The sequence below is a fragment of the Salegentibacter mishustinae genome (genome assembly GCF_002900095.1).
GTDB classification, from domain to species: Bacteria; Bacteroidota; Bacteroidia; order Flavobacteriales; family Flavobacteriaceae; genus Salegentibacter; species Salegentibacter mishustinae.
This window is the reverse complement of record NZ_LLKN01000001.1, coordinates 397,742-415,083: the sequence shown is the minus strand read 5'-3', so window position 1 is coordinate 415,083 and position 17,342 is coordinate 397,742. Positions and strand designations below refer to the sequence as shown.

Sequence of the window (17,342 nt, the reverse complement as noted above, 5' to 3'; positions counted from 1 at the left end):
CTTAGTCCAAATCAAGTTAGATCCCCGATTAAATTTCGGGGCAGGCTCTGAAATAAATTCAGGATGACATCACAACAGCAATTTCAGAGTAAATCTGCGTCATTCATTGCTTATGATGGGTTTCGTTGAAGTGTAAATAATAAAAATTTCAATTAATATTAGATTCCCGAAAAATCATCGGGGCAGGTTCTGACCTCTCGACTCCACTCGAGGTGACAAGTTCAGGATGACGTAAGATCTCCCTACAGGTCGGTATTATCCAACCAAAACTTACTTATATGAATATTTTAGATCAAGCGGTCCTTTTGGATCTGTTTCATAAGTATTACTTATTTTTTGCGGGTTGTGTTTTTCTATTAGCTTTTGTACTTACATGGTACTTTACGCCTAAAGTATTATGGGTAAGCAGGGAAAAAAACATGATGAAAGAAGTAAATGAACGCAGTTCCCATAGTACCGCAATTCCTCCTTTCGGTGGTGTTGCTTTTTTCCTGGTGCTGGTACTTGTGATCAGTGTATTGCAGGCTTTAAGAACTTCGCCTACCGGAAACCATTTAATTATAGGGCTTACCTTTCTTTTTATGGCTGGTTTAAAAGACGACCTGGTAATTTCTTCTGCCAAATTAAAATTTGTAAGTCAGCTATTTGCTGCGGGATTTATCATTTTCTCTCCAGAGCTACAGCTTACCAGCTTACACGGATTTTTGGGAATTTTTGAAATCCCTGTTGTTTTAGGTTATTTATTCAAAGGTCTTATAGTAGTTGCGTTAATAAATGCATATAATTTAATAGATGGTATAGACGGTTTGGCAGGGATTTCAGGAATTGTGATCTCCCTTACCTATGCTCTAGTCTTTTATGCTACCGGACATCCTTATTTTGTACTTTTGAGTCTTACTGTAGCTGGAATTTTAGCGGCTTTCCTCAGGTTTAATTTTTCACGTGGGAGCAAGAAAATGTTTATGGGAGACGGTGGAAGCCTGGTGATAGGCTTTATGATTGCTTTTTTAAGTCTTAAGATACTGGTAATGCAGCCCTACGAACCACTAATGAGAGAAGGTTTTGTACCCGAAAATAGATTATTGTTTGCCCTGGCAGTTTTATTCCTGCCTATTTTTGATACACTGCGGGTAATAATTATTCGGTTAAGTAACAGGAAAACTCCTTTTGAAGCCGATCGTAATCATATGCATCACGTATTACTGGATAATGGCCTAAGCCATAAAAAAGCAAGTTTTGTACTTGGCGGATTAAACCTGGCGGTTATTATTTTATACATGATGTTAAGTCGAGACCTAAGAAGTATAGGCATGAGCCTCGCCATGCTAGGGATTTTTGTGGTTGTAGCTATTGCTTTCGCCGGCCTAAAAAGAAAATCACAACGAAGAACGATGCTATATGGTAGACCAAAAGGAATTAGAGTCGATCGGCAAAGAAGAGAGACGGTAGAGAATTAGTTGGCGGATTGCGTCAGTCGTATCTACTTTGAATTGACCAAAAATTTCATGGGTATCGTCATTGCGAGAAATTAATTGACCGCAGGAAAATTGATGACGCGGCAATCTTTCGAATTGATTTCAAAGTCTCAGGAACAGATTGCTTCAATCGTGCCTCTTTCGCAATGACGGCCAATATCTCAAGTCTGCCGACTTTATTAAGTAAAAATTAACATGAATCAATATATTTGCCCAAATTTTCAAAAATGAAGAAATTGCCCCAGTTTTTTAAATTATCTGTAATAGGTCTACTGCTTATTAGTCTTGCTTCCTCCTGTGTATCCCGAAAAGAGATCGTTTACTTCCAGGGATTGGAAAAAGCTGAAGCCGCTATGGATAAACAACAAGAAAACAGCTTAAAAATTAAACCTAACGATTTACTTACTATTAGCGTTTCCGCCCCGGAACAAGCTGCCGCTTTACCATTTAATCTTCCGGTAATTGGCGTGCCCCAGGGAGGAACGGATATGGGAATGGCGGTTAATGGAAGGCAGCAATTGCAAACCTACCTGGTAGAAGAGAATGGAGAGATAGATTTTCCTGTTCTTGGCCAGGTAACCGCAGAAGGTCTTAGCCAACAGCAACTGGCTGCAAAACTTAAAGCACAAATAAAGAGATACGTACAGGATCCTATTGTAAATGTAAGGCTGGTTAATTTTCAAATTAGTGTTTTAGGCGAAGTAAATCGCCCGGGGACTTTTGATGTTCAGGATGCTTATTTTACTTTATCCCAGGCACTTGGCATGGCTGGAGATTTGAGCATATATGGAAAACGCGATAATGTTTTAGTAATGCGAGAAGAAAACGGTGTTACCACGCATGCTTATCTCGATCTGGGAGATGCTAACGTTATTAATTCTCCCTACTATTATTTACAACAAAATGATGTGGTTTATGTTGAACCTAATGCACCGCAACGTCAAAGTGCAAGTTATAACCGGAATGCCGGAGTTTATATTTCAATAGCCTCAGTATTGGTTTCTGTGGCAGTACTCTTAACAAGATAAGAATTTATGTCTCAACAATCTACCCCAAATCGCCCCCAGGAAGAAGAAATCAACCTAAGGGAAGAACTCGAAAAATACCTACGCTACTGGCCCTGGTTTATTATTGGTGTGATCCTTTGTGTATTCATTGGTTTTATATATTTAAAATATACCACAGCAGAATATAGCACTACCGCAAGTATCATTATTAAAGATGAAAAGAGCAAAGGGCCATCTTCTGAAATGGCGGCTTTTGCCGACCTCGGTCTGTTAGGTGGAATGGGCGCCAGTAGTATTGAAAATGAAATAGGCATCTTAAAGTCTAAAACCTTAATGAGCCAGACTATTAAGGCGCTAAACCTTAATATTACTTATTTTGAAGAAGGAGCTATAAAATCTAAAGAGCTTTATTCTAATACTCCTTTTGAAGTGGTGGCGATTCAGTTAGATGAAGAGAGTTTAAGGAAAGCTATTAAAGAAGAATCAGGAAATTCTTTCTATATAGTATCAAAATCTGAAGAGAAATTTCAGCTCGTTAATACGGAAACCGAGGAAATAATTGAAGGAAAGTTTGGAGCCCCTGTAACTATAGATTTTGCTACTGTCACAGTAGAAAGAACCGGGATAAATCGGGATGATGAGACCGGAAAGATTGGAGTACGCTTTAGCCCATTAGCATCAGTGGTGGGAAAATATCGCGAAGCAGTTCAAATTAATTTAACCGATAAGAATTCGAGCTTGCTGGAGTTGAGTCTGGTAGATCCTGTAAGAGAAAAAGCACAGGATATTCTGGATCAATTGATTTTGGAATATAATCAACAGGCGATACAAGATAAAAACCTGGTAGCCTCTAACACCGCTGAGTTTATAGATGAACGGCTTGCTATCATCAACCAGGAGCTGGACTCGGTAGAAGTCGGCAAAGAGGAGTTTAAAGAAGCCAACCAGCTTACTAATATAGAGGCTGAATCTGAAATGTTTATTGAAAATGCCAGTGATTATAAAAAACGTCAGCAAGAGGTAGGAACTCAACTGGAATTAGCCAATGCCATGATCACTTACCTGGAAACAGGAAGTAATTCGGATCTGTTACCGGCTAACCTGGGAATTCAGGAAACCGGAGTCAACGAACTTATAGGGGAATATAACACGCTTGTTCTTGAGCGAAATAGGGTTTTAAGTGGTTCAACCGAAGAGAACCCGGTAGTGTTAAGACTTAATGCTCAAATTGAGCAGATGCGTGCCAATGTTTTACAGAGTTTGGAACGAATGCGAAATAATTTTAGGATCGCTCAAAAAGATCTGGATAGGCAGATGGCTGTTATTGGTTCACAAATATCTTCGGTCCCATCAAAGGAAAGACAATATCGTGGCATAGAAAGACAACAGAATATCAAAGAAGCTCTTTATTTGTTCTTACTCGAAAAGAGGGAAGAAAATTCTTTATCTCTGGCAGTGACTGCTCCAAAAGCAAAAATTGTAGATGATGCTTATAGCGGTAGTACTCCGGTTTCACCAAAATCTAAAATAATCTTATTGGCATCACTTATCCTTGGTCTTTTAATCCCTTTTCTAATTATATATTTGAAGGGGTTGCTTAACAATAAGGTAAGAAGTAGAGAAGATCTCGAACAGCAAGCGAAAGAAATTCCCGTGGTTGGAGAAATTCCTCGAGTAGAGAAGAAAAATAATGAAATGGTCTTAAAGAACGACCGTAGCGTACTTGCCGAGGCTTTTAGGATCTTACATACCAACTTGCAATACCTTATTGTAAATACGGCAGATAAGGATACTGGGAATACCATTTTTGTAACTTCAACTGTAAAAGGAGAAGGCAAAACCCTGGTTTCCTTTAACCTGGCTGCAACCCTTGCAAATACTAATAAAAAAGTGCTAATTGTGGGGGCTGATCTTAGAAACCCTCAACTGCAGAGATTTGAGAAAGATGCCAGGTCACATATTGGCGTAAGCGACTACCTGGCTAACGACGAGCTCAAACTAAAAGACTTAATTAGGGAGTCTAATACCGAAAATCCTAACCTGCAGCTTTTACCTTCGGGTACTATTCCTCCGAATCCATCCGAACTCTGGAGACGACAGAAAACTGGCGAAATGTTTAAGGAGTTGGAACAGATGTATGACTATGTAATTGTTGATACTGCTCCTTCCTTACTAGTAACCGATACGTTCCTTATCAATAAATGGGCAGATGTTACCTTATATGTTGTAAGGGCCGGCCATACCGAAAAGAAACTTTTACAATTCGCAGTGGACTCTAAGAGAGATGGGAAGTTTAAAGATCTTAATTTTGTGTTGAATGATGTAAAATGGGCGAACTTCGGCTATGGTAATAAATATGGCTATGCATACGGGGAAGAGAAAAAATCATTTATTATGCGTCTTTTAAATAAAGCGGCAGTTTATTAAACTCTTGTTTTTTTACCTGTCATTGCGAGTTATCAATTGACCAAAGGGAAATTGGTAATGCGGCAATCTTTCGACTTGTTCTCATAATATCAAGAAAAGATTGCTTCAGTCGTACCTCCTTCGCAATGACGGATACCGGGAGAGCACGCCATTCCTTCTTTAGGATCTTTTTGAGTCTTGCTATTTACTCATACTTCCAATTAACTATTAACTAATCACTTAAAATACTTACTTCCATTTCATTAATGAAAAAATTACTATTCTTAAGCTTTTTCTGCTTAATATCTATTAGCTCTCAAGCCCAATGGGATTTTTCGGGTTCGGTAAATCTTAATGGGTATATACACGATGGAGAATTGCAACGCCTTCCTTTTTGGATGTATCATAACCAGCGAGGGCGAATCTCAGAAGAAACTAATATTTCGGGATGGATTTCAGCAAAGACGATTAAAGAATTCAGAAATGGAAATTCTTTAGAGATCGGCGCCGGGATTCTATACCAGGATGGAATTAGCGATGAAATATTTCTGGATGAAATTTATGCTGCCTATAATAATGACTGGCTGGAAGCCGTAATTGGAAGAAAACAGGAAGAAGAACTTTATAAAGGTTTAAGCGCTACTAATGAAAGTATTTTATGGTCCTTAAATGCCAGGCCGATGCCCGGAATATCTTTGGCAACAAATCGAACCATCTTTTTCAGTTCACAGTCCGCCTTTGGTTTTGAGGCGTACTGGAGTGATTATCTATTGGGAGAAGATCGCTTTGTAAGTAATGCCCGCTTGCATCACAAAGGTTTTAAATTGGTGTATCGCCCTAACCCTGATTTTGAAGTGGAAGCAGGGATCCGTCATTTTGCACAATGGGCCGGAGACTCCCCGGAATCGGGTCAACAACCGGACGGACTAGCTGATTATATTAAAGTGATTACTGGAAGAGAAGGTGGAGAAAATGCAGTTGTAGGAGATCAGATTAATGTTCTAGGAAATCATTTAGGTACTTATGAATTGGAAATAAGAAAAAGACTTTCGCCCGAAATGCAACTTAACTTCATATACAACCATATGTTTGAAGATGGCACCGGCAGCCGATTTGCTAATTTCCCCGATGGCCGCTATGGAGTTTTCCTGGATTTTGATGATAACCGCCGTCTAGTCAATGGAATTCTATATGAGTTTTACTATACTCGAAACCAGAGTATCAATTCGAGTGCACCGCATAAAAGTGATCAATATTTAAATAATTATGTTACCTATCATTCTGGATTCACTTACGAACGCAGAATTTTAGGCCTACCATTTTTCACCTATGATGAAGAATTAGACCAGGTAGTAAATAATAAGTTTAGTGCACATCACTTAGGGATCTCCGGGAATATTTCTAATTACTTTGTGAGTTACCCGTGGAAGCTATTAATGAGTTTTTCTCATAACGAAGGTAGGTATGGTAGGTTTTATGCTCCCAATCGGGATGTTTTTTCAGGCTTGTTCGATATTAATTTGTTGCAATCTTTTGTCCAATTAAATGTGCAATTAGGACTGGAATTAAGCAATGTAGCCGAGCCGCTTTATGGATTCGGGATTAATCTAAGAAAGGAGTTCTAAGTTTGGCGAACTTTGTTAAAAATCAAAGACTTATTCCAGGAGTCAAACCTTATTATTAAATTAGCGTAAAACGAATCAAAATTAAGGTTCACAAATCGTCAACACAAAATAGAAAGCCTTTATAATTGCAGGGTGCGATAGCCTAAACTGACTCCTGCCGGGGTTACTAATTCAATTAAAACAACAAAACCTCTTGAGAATTCTTGAGGTTTTGTTGTTTTAATCGATAAGCGAGCGAGATTTAAATGCCCGTGACTTGCGCAATGGTAATTTATTTACGTCATTTCTAGCAACTAATAGTTTATCCGAGATAGTTTGCTAATTTAGGTGTTATATGCTGAAACCAGTTCAGCATGACGAAAGCTACGTCACCCCGAATTTATTTCGGGGTCTAAGAAGAGGTTTTTAATAATTAAATGCTCCGTGGCTTTTGGTGAATTTTCAGTAGGAAAATTAATATTAGTATAAATCTACCTATTGTAGTAAGGCAGCAAATTATAAAACTACAATCTTAAATATTACCCTTCATAATTTCCGAAAATATTTCAAAAGACTTTAACCTTTCTTGATGGTCATAAATATGAGAAACGGCCATAATTTCATTTACACCGGTTTCCTGTAGAAATGCTTCGGTTTTTTCTTTTATAGTTCCGGGATCGCCAATAAATGCATATTTAAGCATTCGTTGAAAACCTGGGTGAGCAAGAATTTCCCTATGTTCATTCGTGAAATCTTCCGGGGGCTGCATATAATCTATATTTCCACTCATAACGCCAAGCATCATTTTTATAAGCGAAGTCGATATTTTTTCAGCTTGAGCAGTAGTATCTGCGGCGATTATATTTACACCGGCAATAGTGTAGGGCTCTTCTAAAAATTTGGAAGGTTTAAAATTATTATGATAGATGCTCAATGCCTGGTGCAATTGTGCCGGGGCAAAATGACTGGCGAAAACATAAGGTAATCCCTGTTCGGCAGCAAGATGGGCACTATCGGTGCTTGATCCCAGTATATAGATGGGCACATCAACTCCTTCAGCAACGGCGGCTCTTACTTTTTCCTGAGCATTTTCTACTGAAAAATATTTCTGAATTTCTTTTACTTCCTCGGGAAATTTAAAAACCGACTTCATCCGGTCTGACCGAATTGCCTGTGCAGTAACCTGATCGGTCCCAGGGGCTCTTCCTAATCCCAGATCTATTCTGTTAGGATAAAGTGTTCCTAAAGTTCCAAACTGTTCAGCAACGATTAGAGGAGAATGATTTGGAAGCATAATTCCACCCGATCCTACTTTAATTTTCTTCGTACCTTCAGCAATATGGCCTATCAATACCGAGGTTGCAGAACTGGCAATACTTACCATATTATGATGTTCGGCCAGCCATAATCGACTATACCCCATTTCCTCCGCTTTTTGAGCCAAATCAAGGCTTCGATCAAAAGTTTCTTTGACACTGGAATTTTTGGCTACCGTAGCCAATTCAAGAATAGAGTAGGGGATATCACTTAATTTTGAAGCCATATTGGATTTGATTTTATGCTTACAAATAGCCGAAAGAAGATTGAATTCCTTACACTAATCCTCAACAATCCTTATTGTGAGTCCTTTCCTTAAAAATGCTAATAGAAAGTTAAGAATGAATTCGCATTTTTACTTTGAATTGCTTGGAGCGAAAAGGTTTTCGTTAATTTTTTTATTACCAAAAATTGATTTAATTTAGATATATTAACAATCTGAAGTTAAAGTACGCATAAAAAATTTTCACCCGCCAAACTTCCACATAATTTAGCCTTAGCAAACCACTAAAATTAACACCTATGGCATCTTATTTAAATACCAACGAAATTAGGCTAAGCCTTCGTCAATTAGTAAAACAATACATTGAAGAGTGCGAAACCTGCCAGGAACTTCCTGAAGAATTTATTAGCCTTATTAAACACAATTTCCTTGCTAAGTATGTTTATTACAATAAAAGTAAACAGCAAATTGAAATTGGAATTGACGAGTCTGAATCTCCAGATACTTATCCAGAGATTAAAGTATATAAATTTCCGATAAACAAGGCTGCAAAATGGTTGGACAAATCATTTAAGGACCAACAAAGTGATTTGGAATTTTACGGAAAATTGTTGAATAGAAATGATAGTTTAAACTCCTCGGAAGTTGTTCTGATGAGTAGATAATAATCTTTTATTCAAAACTTAGAAAAGCGATCTTATAATTGAGATCGCTTTTTTTTTAAGAAATGACCATAGAAATAGCAAGAATTTATGAGCATAAAGAGGCTCAGATAATATTAGAATCCTGGTAGATAGACTCGGGCCCCGTGGTGTTTCTAAGGAAGATGCGCACCTGGATTATGAGAAAAACAATAGGCGCCAGGTGAGGGTGCACTTGTAATTAAGCCGTTTCTTTACGAGCCAGATCTTTCATTATCATAGCAGCATGAACCCTTGAGTTTTCTATAAACCATTTATGAGTTTCTACACCACCGCAAATAACTCCAGCCAGGTATATTCCTTTCACATTTGTTTCCATTGTTTCCTCGTTATATTGAGGAATTTTTCGTCCGTCATCAGAGAGATCAATCCCCATGTTTTTTAGAAACTCAAAATTTGGACGATAGCCTGTGAGCATTAGAACGAAGTCGTTTTCAAGTACTTTTTCACCTTCCGGGGTTTCAATAATAACTTCCTTCTCTTTAATTTCTTTTAAATTAGCATTGAAAAAAGCTTTGATGCTGCCTTCCTTAATTCGGTTATCAATATCGGGCCGCACCCAGTATTTTACCCGGCGACCAATTTCATCTTTTCTAACAATCATCGTAACCTCGCCACCTTTTCGGTATATTTCTAGCGCTGCATCTACAGCCGAATTGCTCGCACCAACCACAACGGTCTTTAGAGTGGCATAATAATGAGGATCTCCATAATAATGAGCTACTTTTGGTAAATCTTCCCCGGGAATGTTCAGGTAATTCGGGATGTCATAGAAACCGGTAGCCACTACTACATTTTTTGCAGTGTACTGGTTTTTTGTACTTGTTACAGTATGCAGGTTATCTTTCGATTCAACCCTGTTGACCTTTTCAAATAACTTGATGTTAATTTTATTAGATGTAGCAATCCTACGATAATATTCTAAAGCCTCAGCTTTTCTGGGCTTGGGGTTATTGCTGATAAACGGGATATCATCCAACTCCAGTTTTTCTGAGGTTGAAAAGAAAGTCATGTTTGTAGGATAATTATACAAGGAATTTGCCAGGCAACCCTTTTCCAGAATAAGATAAGAAAGGTTTTTCTTTTCAGCTTCCAGGGCACAGGCAATACCAATAGGGCCGCCACCAATAATTATAACATCGTAAGTATTCTTAGGAGTTTGCAAGTTTTTTTAGGTCTTTTATGGTTTCCTTCTGGTCTTTAGCTTTAAAAACATAACTACCGGCTACAAGAACATCTGCTCCCGCTTTTATAAGCTGGGTAGCATTTTCGTTAGTTACTCCGCCATCAATTTCAATTAAAGTTGAAGCGTTATGAGTTACAATAAGCTCTTTTAAACGCTGAACTTTTTGGTAGGTGTTCTCAATAAAACTTTGTCCGCCGAAACCCGGATTAACACTCATTATACAAACTATGTCGATATCATTGATCACATCTTTCAATAAATCTACACTGGTATGCGGATTTATCGCAACCCCGGCCTGCATTCCTTCGGCTTTAATCGCTTGTAGCGTCCTATGCAAGTGTGTGCAGGCTTCATAATGCACGGTAAGATTATCGGCTCCCAAGTTGGCGAATTCTTTAATGTACCTATCTGGATCTACGATCATAAGGTGAACATCAATAGTTTTTTCGGCATGTTTGGTAATAGCCTGAAGTACGGGCATTCCGTAAGAAATATTCGGAACAAAAACACCGTCCATAATATCAATATGAAACCAGTCGGCCTCACTTTGGTTTACCATTTCAACATCACGCTGAAGATTTCCAAAATCTGCAGCAAGAATAGATGGGGCAATAAGTTTTGTACTCATAATTGTTGTGCTGTTGTAAGTGTGCACACAAAAATAACAAGATTAAACTTATTTTATGCCTTCTGTAAATTTATTTAAGATATACCTTACAGAGCTTTGAATAGCAGGATTAAGCAGGCTCACCTGGTTGGTATAGGTGTTTATATTTTTTTGCTGAAAACGATCGTCTAGCGAAATAAAATCGGCTTCGTATCCATCAAACTGGATATCAGGAATCTGTTTCTGGAATATAGTAATAATATTATGATGCCTTTGGTCGGCCTTAATTCGTTTAAAAAGATCTTTTAGTAATTGTTCTTCGCCTTCCAAAACCTGGAAAAAATTACCCTGGGAATATAATAGTACTCCGGTAACTTGATTATCGTTATTCCAGTTTTTACTAAAGTCCAGAGCTTCCTGGATTTCACTTTCTGAAAGTGCCGGGTTTACGGTACTTACATAACTTATGGCGTAGCGCATATTATATTTTGAAGTTGATCGGGCAAAAATAATAAATTTTAATAACTGTTTAAGTTACGTTTAAAATAATAATATCCTCAAAGAACTTAAACGAAAAAACCCCGGTTCATCACGCCGGGGTCATTCATCAATCAAAAAACGAACAGTTATGTTAGCCAGCCGTCGCCGGCATTAACTGTTGTCATTTTAAATATCTTATCCTAAATAAGTTTTCAGGATCTTGCTTCTAGAAGTGTGTTTTAACCTTCTAATCGCTTTTTCTTTAATCTGTCTAACTCTTTCTCTTGTTAGATCAAAAGTTTCTCCAATTTCTTCAAGCGTCATAGGGTGCTGGTCTCCAAGACCAAAGTATAAACGAATAACATCTGCTTCACGCGGAGTTAAAGTTTCTAATGCACGCTCAATTTCAGTTCTTAGAGATTCGTGTAAAAGTTCTTTATCAGGATTTGGAGATTCCCCGGAACGTAATACATCGTAAAGGTTAGAATCTTCACCTTCTACCAAAGGAGCATCCATAGAGACATGACGGCCAGAATTCTTCATAGATTCCTTAACGTCATTAATCGTCATGTCCAGCTCTTTCGCAATTTCTTCAGCACTTGGTGGGCGCTCGTGAGATTGTTCTAAGAAAGCAAAAGTTTTGTTGATCTTGTTAATAGATCCAATTTTATTCAATGGTAAACGAACAATACGCGACTGCTCGGCCAGCGCCTGAAGAATAGACTGGCGAATCCACCATACTGCATAGGAGATAAATTTAAAACCACGCGTTTCATCAAAACGTTTAGCAGCTTTAATCAATCCTAAATTTCCTTCGTTAATAAGGTCGGGTAGGGTTAACCCCTGATTTTGATATTGTTTTGCTACCGACACCACAAAACGTAAATTCGCTTTAGTTAATTTTTCTAAAGCACGGTCATCACCCGCTTTAATTCGTTGTGCTAATTCTACCTCTTCATCGGCAGTAATTAGATCAACTTTACCAATTTCTTGCAAATACTTGTCTAACGAAGCAGTCTCACGGTTTGTTACCTGCTTCGTAATCTTAAGTTGTCTCATCTATCGTCTCCTTGGATTTTAATTATGAATAGCTCTTGTATTAGTTTATACGCAAAGAGTAGTCGAAATGTTACAAAAAACCTTAATTAATTTTATTTGGGCGTTACCCTGCGGGTCGGGCTTTACGCTTCAAGTCCTCATTCCCGCTGGTCATTCCGGGCTTTTCACTGCAATCCCTAGCGCAAAAAAAAAATAAAAATATCATCTTTTCGTCATCCTGCAAGTTCAGCTTGACGTTTAAAAGGCACTTAATAAATTGCATAAAAAAATCCCCAAAAAGTAATTTTCGGGGATTTAAGTTTATAATGCTTAAAAATAATTAATCGTTATTTCTACGATCTTTATTATCTCTGCCTCTGCGATCATCACGACCACGATTGTCTCGAGAACCACGGTTGTCACGACCTCTATCGTTACGATCGTTGTCTCTTGGTGGTCTTGCCTGGTAACCTTCAGGTTTTTCAAGCAATGCTTTTCTTGAAACTTTTTCCTTACGGGTTTTAGGGTCTACACCAAAGTATTTTACATCTATTACATCTCCAATATTAAGAATATCGGTTACGTTATCTGTGCGTTCCCAAGCCAGTTCAGAGATGTGAAGTAAAACCTCGTTGCCAGGAGCATCAACATATTCTACTACGGCACCAAAGTCAAGAACTTTAATAACTTTTACTTCGTAAACACTTCCTTTTTCAGGTTTGAAAGTGATAGAATCTATTTTTGCAAGAACTTTATCTATACCTTCTTGTTTTGTTCCAAGAATTTCAACAATACCTTCTTCAGTTACAGGGTCTTCGTTAATAACGATTTCACATCCTGTAGTTTTTTGAAGTTCCTGAATCACTTTTCCTCCAGGCCCAATCAATGCACCAATAAATTCGTTAGGAATTCTTCTGGTGATGATTTTTGGAGCGTGAGCTTTTACATTTTCGTTTGGCTCAGCAATAGTATCAGTCAGTTTTTCTAGAATATGAAGTCTTCCTGCGCGAGCTTGTTTTAGCGCTTTTACTAAGATTTCGTAAGGAAGTCCTTTTACTTTAATATCCATTTGGCAAGCGGTAATCCCGTCAGCCGTTCCGGTTACTTTAAAGTCCATATCTCCAAGGTGATCTTCATCTCCAAGAATGTCTGAAAGTACAGCGTGGCGCTCACCATCAGAAATTAATCCCATAGCGATACCAGAAACCGGTTTTTTCATTTTAACCCCGGCGTCCATCATTGCCATAGTTCCGGCACAAACCGTTGCCATAGAGGACGAGCCGTTAGATTCTAATACTTCAGAAACGATTCTTACTGTATAAGGATTGTTTTCAGGAATCATTCCTTTTAATGCACGTTGTGCAAGGTTTCCGTGTCCTATTTCACGTCTTGAAGTACCTCTAATTGGGTAAGCTTCTCCGGTACAAAATGGAGGGAAATTATAATGTAAATAGAAAGTTTCCTCACCTTGGTGAGTTGGCATATCTATGGTGTTTGCTTCTCTGGAAGTACCCAAAGTAACAGTTGCCAAAGCCTGAGTTTCCCCACGAGTGAAAATAGCCGAACCGTGTACCGATGGTAAATAATCGGTTTCACACCAGATAGGTCTAATTTCGTCGGTTTTTCTACCATCAAGACGAATACCTTCAGCAAGAGTAAGTTCTCTTACCGCTTCTTTTTCAGTTTTGCTATAATATTTTTTGATCAGCTTTTCATTTTCTTCCAATTCTTCTTCAGAAAATAAAGCTAAAACTTCGTCTTTTACTGCAGAAAAAGCTTCGCTACGTTCTTTTTTACCGTGACCACCTTTAGCAATCTCGTAAATTTTATCGTAAGCCGCATCGCGAACTTTTTTCTCTATATCTTCTTTTTCTTCAGCAGTGGCATATTCCCTAACCGGTTTTTTACCAAACGCTTCAGCTAAACGCAATTGAGCATCTATTTGTTTTTTGATGTGTTCGTGAGCGAATTGAATAGCCTCGGCCATTTCTTCTTCTGAAATTTCTTTCATCTCACCTTCAACCATCATTACAGAATCTGAAGATGCACCAATAATCATATCGATGTCAGAATCCTGTAATTGGCTACGGCTTGGGTTTATCACAAATTCACCATCTATTCTGGCTACACGAGCTTCAGAAATAGCAGTTTCAAAAGGAATGTCTGAAAGTTGGATAGCGGCCGAAGCAGCAAGTCCTGCCAAAGCATCTGGCATAACTTCTTCGTCGTGAGACATCAATTGGATCATCACCTGAGTCTCTGTTCTATAATCTGATGGGAAAAGTGGACGCAATACGCGGTCTACAATTCTCATTGTTAAAACTTCGCCGTCACTTGGTCTTGCTTCTCTTTTAAAGAAACCGCCCGGGTAACGACCTGCGGCAGCAAATTTTTCCCTGTAATCTACAGTTAGTGGAAAGAAATCCATAGTACTTTCTTTATAAGAAGATACTACAGTACAAAGCAACATAGCATTGCCCATTTGAACAACAACCGACCCGTGGGCCTGCTTTGCTAATTTTCCGGTTTCGATAGAGATTTCTCTTCCATCTCCTAAATCGATAACCTCTTTAAATGTTTGTGGAATCATAATTTTGAATTCTTCGTTTGATCTGAATAACTTCACCAGATCTTTTTGTTAAACAATGGTCTCCGCCTATACCGGACGGCCGGGAGTTGTGTTGTGTGTTGTGTAGACCAATGAAAAACTACTCTCTTTGAGCGACAATTTTACTCGATAATCGAGATTTAAAATATTTCAAGGCTAGCTTGTATTTTTCTGTGAAATAAGCTTACCAGAGGAAATTTATTAATTAATACTATATAAAAAAAGGGGGCGTAAAGCCCCCTTTGAAATTTATTTTCTTAATCCTAATTCTTTAACGATCGCACGATATCTCATAATATCTTTCTTCATTAAGTAATCAAGTAAGCTTCTTCTTTTACCAACCAGTCTTACCAAAGAACGCTCTGAGTTGTAGTCTTTACGATTCTTTTTTAAGTGGTCAGAAAGGTGAGAGATTCGGTAAGTGAACAAAGCGATTTGTCCTTCAGCAGAACCAGTGTCGGTTTTGCTTTTTCCGTGTTTCTCAAAAATTTCTTCTTTTCTTTCTTTGGCTAAATACATTCCAATATTAATTTTAATGATTTTTATGTATTGACAGTTTTTCCGTCAGGCGGCAAAGATACTACTTTCTATATAATTACCTACTTAAAGGAAAATTTATTTTAAGCTCTTACCGGTTGATTTTGAATAAGATCCAAATACAGGTTTACTTTATTCTTAAGTTCGGACCTTTTTGTTATGAAATCTAAAAAGCCATGTTCCTTAAGGAATTCTGAAGTTTGAAAATCTTTTGGAAGATCTTTTCCGGTGGTGTCTTTTACTACACGAGGTCCTGCAAATCCTATTAAAGCGCCTGGTTCAGAAATATTAATATCTCCTAACATTGCGAAAGAGGCTGTGGTACCCCCGGTAGTTGGATCTGTGGCTAAAGAAATGTAAGGTAGGCGAGCTTCTGCAAGTTGTGCCAATCTAACCGAAGTTTTTGCCAATTGCATTAGTGATAAAGCTGCTTCTTGCATTCTTGCCCCTCCAGATTTGGAAATTATCATGAAAGGAATTTGATTGTTTAGGGCGTATTCTGCAGCGCGGGCAATTTTTTCACCTACTACAGATCCCATAGAACCGCCAATAAAACTAAAATCCATACAGGCAATTACGAGATCTTTTCCTTTAGATTTTCCAACAGCGGTACGAACCGCATCATTAAGATCGGTTTTTTCCTGGGCGGCCTTTAGACGATCGGTGTATTTCTTAGTATCCTTGAAACTTAAAGGATCTTTAGAAGTTACATCTTTATCCAATTCTTTGAATTTATTATCATCAAAAAGGATCTTAAAATATTCTTTACTGCCAATTCTTACGTGGTAACCATCTTCCGGACTTACATAAAAATTGCTTTCCAACTGTTCGGCATCTACAATCTTACCAGTTGGTGATTTATACCAAAGACCTTTAGGAACATCTTTTTTATGTTCTGTTGGTGTTTGAATTCCTTTTTGTGTTCTTTTAAACCAAGCCATCTATTTTCAGGTTTCAGGTTTCAGTCTATTTTATAAGCAACAAACTGAAAGTTTTACTTAAAATAAAAACAGCCGGAATCTTTGAAATTCCAGCTGTTGAATAAAAATTAAATTTATAAAGTATTTACGTTATTAAGGTCTTCGAATGCCTTTTTAAGTCGGGCTTTAAAAGTAAGCTCTCCTTCGCGTAGCCATTTTCTTGGATCGTAATATTTCTTGTTAGGTACATCGCTTCCTTCAGGATTACCTATTTGGGTAGCAAGATAATCTTTCTTTTCTCCCATATAATCACGAATACCTTCAAGGTAAGCATATTGAAGGTCGGTATCGATATTCATTTTAATTACTCCGTAGCTAATTCCTTCGCGAATTTCTTCAACAGTAGAACCACTACCTCCGTGGAATACAAAGTCAATATGATTTTCTTCTACACCATATTTTTTAGTAATGTGTTCCTGAGAGTTTTTAAGGATTATCGGAGTGAGTTTTACGTTTCCGGGTCTGTAAACTCCGTGAACGTTTCCAAAAGCTGCAGCAATTGTGAACTGATCGCTTACTTTGCTTAATTCTTCATAAGCATAAGCTACTTCTTCTGGTTGGGTATATAATTTAGAGGAATCAACATCAGTATTATCTACACCGTCTTCTTCACCACCAGTTACTCCAAGTTCAATTTCCAGGGTCATCCCCATTTTGCTCATTCTTTCAAGATATTTCTTGCAGGTTGCAATATTTTCCTCAAGAGGTTCTTCAGAAAGATCTATCATATGCGAGCTATACAATGGTTTTCCGAATTGCTCGAAATGTTTTTCACTGGCATCCAATAAACCATCTATCCAGGGAAGTAGTTTTTTCGCACAGTGGTCTGTATGTAAAATAACTACTGCACCATAAGCTTCAGCAAGCTCATTTATATGTTTTGCTCCCGCTACCGCACCCGCAATAGCAGCTTTTTCGTTATCGTTAGAAAGTCCTTTCCCGGCGTTAAACTGGGCACCTCCATTAGAGAATTGAATAATTACCGGTGAATTTAGTTCGGCAGCGGTTTCCATTACCGCATTCATACTGCTTGAACTAATTACGTTTACTGCAGGAAGGGCAAAGCCTTTTTCCTTGGCATAATTAAATATTTCCTGTACTTCTTTTCCTGTGGCTACGCCTGGTTTAATGTTGTGACTCATAATTTTAGTTGAATTAGAAATACAAAAATAA

15 protein-coding genes are annotated in these 17,342 nt (G+C 38.0%); 6 read left to right on the top strand and 9 right to left on the bottom strand.

The genetic code is table 11. The features are described from left to right. Positions 1–278 precede the first annotated feature (278 nt). From APB85_RS01920 to APB85_RS01905, 4 genes are all read left to right on the top strand, one after another. Positions 279–1,457 (top strand): glycosyltransferase family 4 protein, encoded by a 1,179-nt coding sequence (locus APB85_RS01920; protein WP_057480464.1) that lies wholly within the window; start codon positions 279–281, stop codon positions 1,455–1,457. Between the two features lie 245 nt (positions 1,458–1,702). Further along, positions 1,703–2,503, top strand: coding sequence for a polysaccharide biosynthesis/export family protein (locus APB85_RS01915; RefSeq protein ID WP_057480463.1), 801 nt, complete (start codon positions 1,703–1,705; stop codon positions 2,501–2,503). A gap of 6 nt (positions 2,504–2,509) precedes the next feature. After that, entirely contained in the window at positions 2,510–4,909 is a 2,400-nt protein-coding gene (locus APB85_RS01910) for a GumC family protein (RefSeq protein WP_057480462.1), read from the top strand. 245 nt (positions 4,910–5,154) lie between these two features. Further along, positions 5,155–6,513 carry a capsule assembly Wzi family protein gene (locus APB85_RS01905; RefSeq protein ID WP_057480461.1) on the top strand — a complete coding sequence of 453 codons (1,359 nt, stop codon included), beginning with the start codon at positions 5,155–5,157 and terminating at the stop codon, positions 6,511–6,513. 511 nt (positions 6,514–7,024) lie between these two features. On the opposite strand, the gene APB85_RS01900 is transcribed toward APB85_RS01905, so the two are convergent. Further along, positions 7,025–8,035: an LLM class flavin-dependent oxidoreductase gene (locus APB85_RS01900; protein ID WP_057480460.1), complete on the bottom strand. Its 1,011-nt coding sequence runs from the start codon at positions 8,033–8,035 to the stop codon at positions 7,025–7,027. A 296-nt stretch (positions 8,036–8,331) separates the two neighbouring features. Between APB85_RS01900 and APB85_RS01895 the strand changes: the two genes are divergently transcribed. Together APB85_RS01895 and APB85_RS17645 are read left to right on the top strand one after the other, a co-directional pair. Continuing rightward, entirely contained in the window at positions 8,332–8,697 is a 366-nt protein-coding gene (locus APB85_RS01895) for a hypothetical protein (RefSeq protein ID WP_057480459.1), read from the top strand. Between the two features lie 112 nt (positions 8,698–8,809). Further along, complete coding sequence (locus tag APB85_RS17645; protein ID WP_201780890.1) at positions 8,810–8,914, top strand: hypothetical protein; 105 nt, start codon at positions 8,810–8,812, stop codon at positions 8,912–8,914. Here APB85_RS17645 and APB85_RS01890 read toward each other — a convergent pair whose 3' ends face one another. The 8 genes from APB85_RS01890 to fbaA form a co-directional block, all read right to left on the bottom strand. After that, complete coding sequence (locus tag APB85_RS01890) at positions 8,915–9,898, bottom strand: YpdA family putative bacillithiol disulfide reductase (RefSeq protein WP_057480458.1); 984 nt, start codon at positions 9,896–9,898, stop codon at positions 8,915–8,917. Next, on the bottom strand, positions 9,885–10,547 hold the full coding sequence (rpe, locus tag APB85_RS01885; RefSeq protein WP_057480457.1) for a ribulose-phosphate 3-epimerase: 663 nt from the start codon (positions 10,545–10,547) through the stop codon (positions 9,885–9,887). Before rpe ends, APB85_RS01890 begins: the two co-directional genes overlap by 14 nt. Before the next feature lie 48 nt (positions 10,548–10,595). After that, on the bottom strand, positions 10,596–11,006 hold the full coding sequence (locus APB85_RS01880; protein WP_057480456.1) for a BLUF domain-containing protein: 411 nt from the start codon (positions 11,004–11,006) through the stop codon (positions 10,596–10,598). Between the two features lie 195 nt (positions 11,007–11,201). Beyond that, the gene (locus tag APB85_RS01875) at positions 11,202–12,065 is read right to left on the bottom strand and encodes a sigma-70 family RNA polymerase sigma factor (protein ID WP_011708302.1); all 864 of its coding nucleotides are present in this window, start codon (positions 12,063–12,065) and stop codon (positions 11,202–11,204) included. A gap of 319 nt (positions 12,066–12,384) precedes the next feature. Continuing rightward, positions 12,385–14,634, bottom strand: coding sequence for a polyribonucleotide nucleotidyltransferase (locus APB85_RS01870; protein ID WP_057480455.1), 2,250 nt, complete (start codon positions 14,632–14,634; stop codon positions 12,385–12,387). Between the two features lie 267 nt (positions 14,635–14,901). Next, complete coding sequence (rpsO, locus tag APB85_RS01865; protein ID WP_057480454.1) at positions 14,902–15,171, bottom strand: 30S ribosomal protein S15; 270 nt, start codon at positions 15,169–15,171, stop codon at positions 14,902–14,904. A gap of 101 nt (positions 15,172–15,272) precedes the next feature. Continuing rightward, entirely contained in the window at positions 15,273–16,130 is an 858-nt protein-coding gene (gene accD / locus APB85_RS01860) for an acetyl-CoA carboxylase, carboxyltransferase subunit beta (protein ID WP_057480453.1), read from the bottom strand. Between the two features lie 113 nt (positions 16,131–16,243). After that, a complete protein-coding gene (gene fbaA / locus APB85_RS01855) occupies positions 16,244–17,311 on the bottom strand; it encodes a class II fructose-bisphosphate aldolase (protein ID WP_057480452.1) in 1,068 nt (355 codons plus the stop codon). Positions 17,312–17,342: the final 31 nt, after the last annotated feature.

What these genes read in the sequence shown, in the direction of transcription:
- APB85_RS01895 (WP_057480459.1), top strand. Translation starts at nt 8,332, where the DNA reads ATGGCATCTTATTTAAATACCAACGAAATTAGGCTAAGCCTTCGTCAA.
- APB85_RS01910 (WP_057480462.1), top strand. Translation starts at nt 2,510, where the DNA reads ATGTCTCAACAATCTACCCCAAATCGCCCCCAGGAAGAAGAAATCAAC.
- APB85_RS01915 (WP_057480463.1), top strand. Translation starts at nt 1,703, where the DNA reads ATGAAGAAATTGCCCCAGTTTTTTAAATTATCTGTAATAGGTCTACTG.
- accD (WP_057480453.1), bottom strand. Translation starts at nt 16,130, where the DNA reads ATGGCTTGGTTTAAAAGAACACAAAAAGGAATTCAAACACCAACAGAA.
- APB85_RS01870 (WP_057480455.1), bottom strand. Translation starts at nt 14,634, where the DNA reads ATGATTCCACAAACATTTAAAGAGGTTATCGATTTAGGAGATGGAAGA.
- fbaA (WP_057480452.1), bottom strand. Translation starts at nt 17,311, where the DNA reads ATGAGTCACAACATTAAACCAGGCGTAGCCACAGGAAAAGAAGTACAG.
- APB85_RS01900 (WP_057480460.1), bottom strand. Translation starts at nt 8,035, where the DNA reads ATGGCTTCAAAATTAAGTGATATCCCCTACTCTATTCTTGAATTGGCT.
- rpe (WP_057480457.1), bottom strand. Translation starts at nt 10,547, where the DNA reads ATGAGTACAAAACTTATTGCCCCATCTATTCTTGCTGCAGATTTTGGA.
- APB85_RS01875 (WP_011708302.1), bottom strand. Translation starts at nt 12,065, where the DNA reads ATGAGACAACTTAAGATTACGAAGCAGGTAACAAACCGTGAGACTGCT.
- APB85_RS01880 (WP_057480456.1), bottom strand. Translation starts at nt 11,006, where the DNA reads ATGCGCTACGCCATAAGTTATGTAAGTACCGTAAACCCGGCACTTTCA.
- rpsO (WP_057480454.1), bottom strand. Translation starts at nt 15,171, where the DNA reads ATGTATTTAGCCAAAGAAAGAAAAGAAGAAATTTTTGAGAAACACGGA.
- APB85_RS01905 (WP_057480461.1), top strand. Translation starts at nt 5,155, where the DNA reads ATGAAAAAATTACTATTCTTAAGCTTTTTCTGCTTAATATCTATTAGC.
- APB85_RS01920 (WP_057480464.1), top strand. Translation starts at nt 279, where the DNA reads ATGAATATTTTAGATCAAGCGGTCCTTTTGGATCTGTTTCATAAGTAT.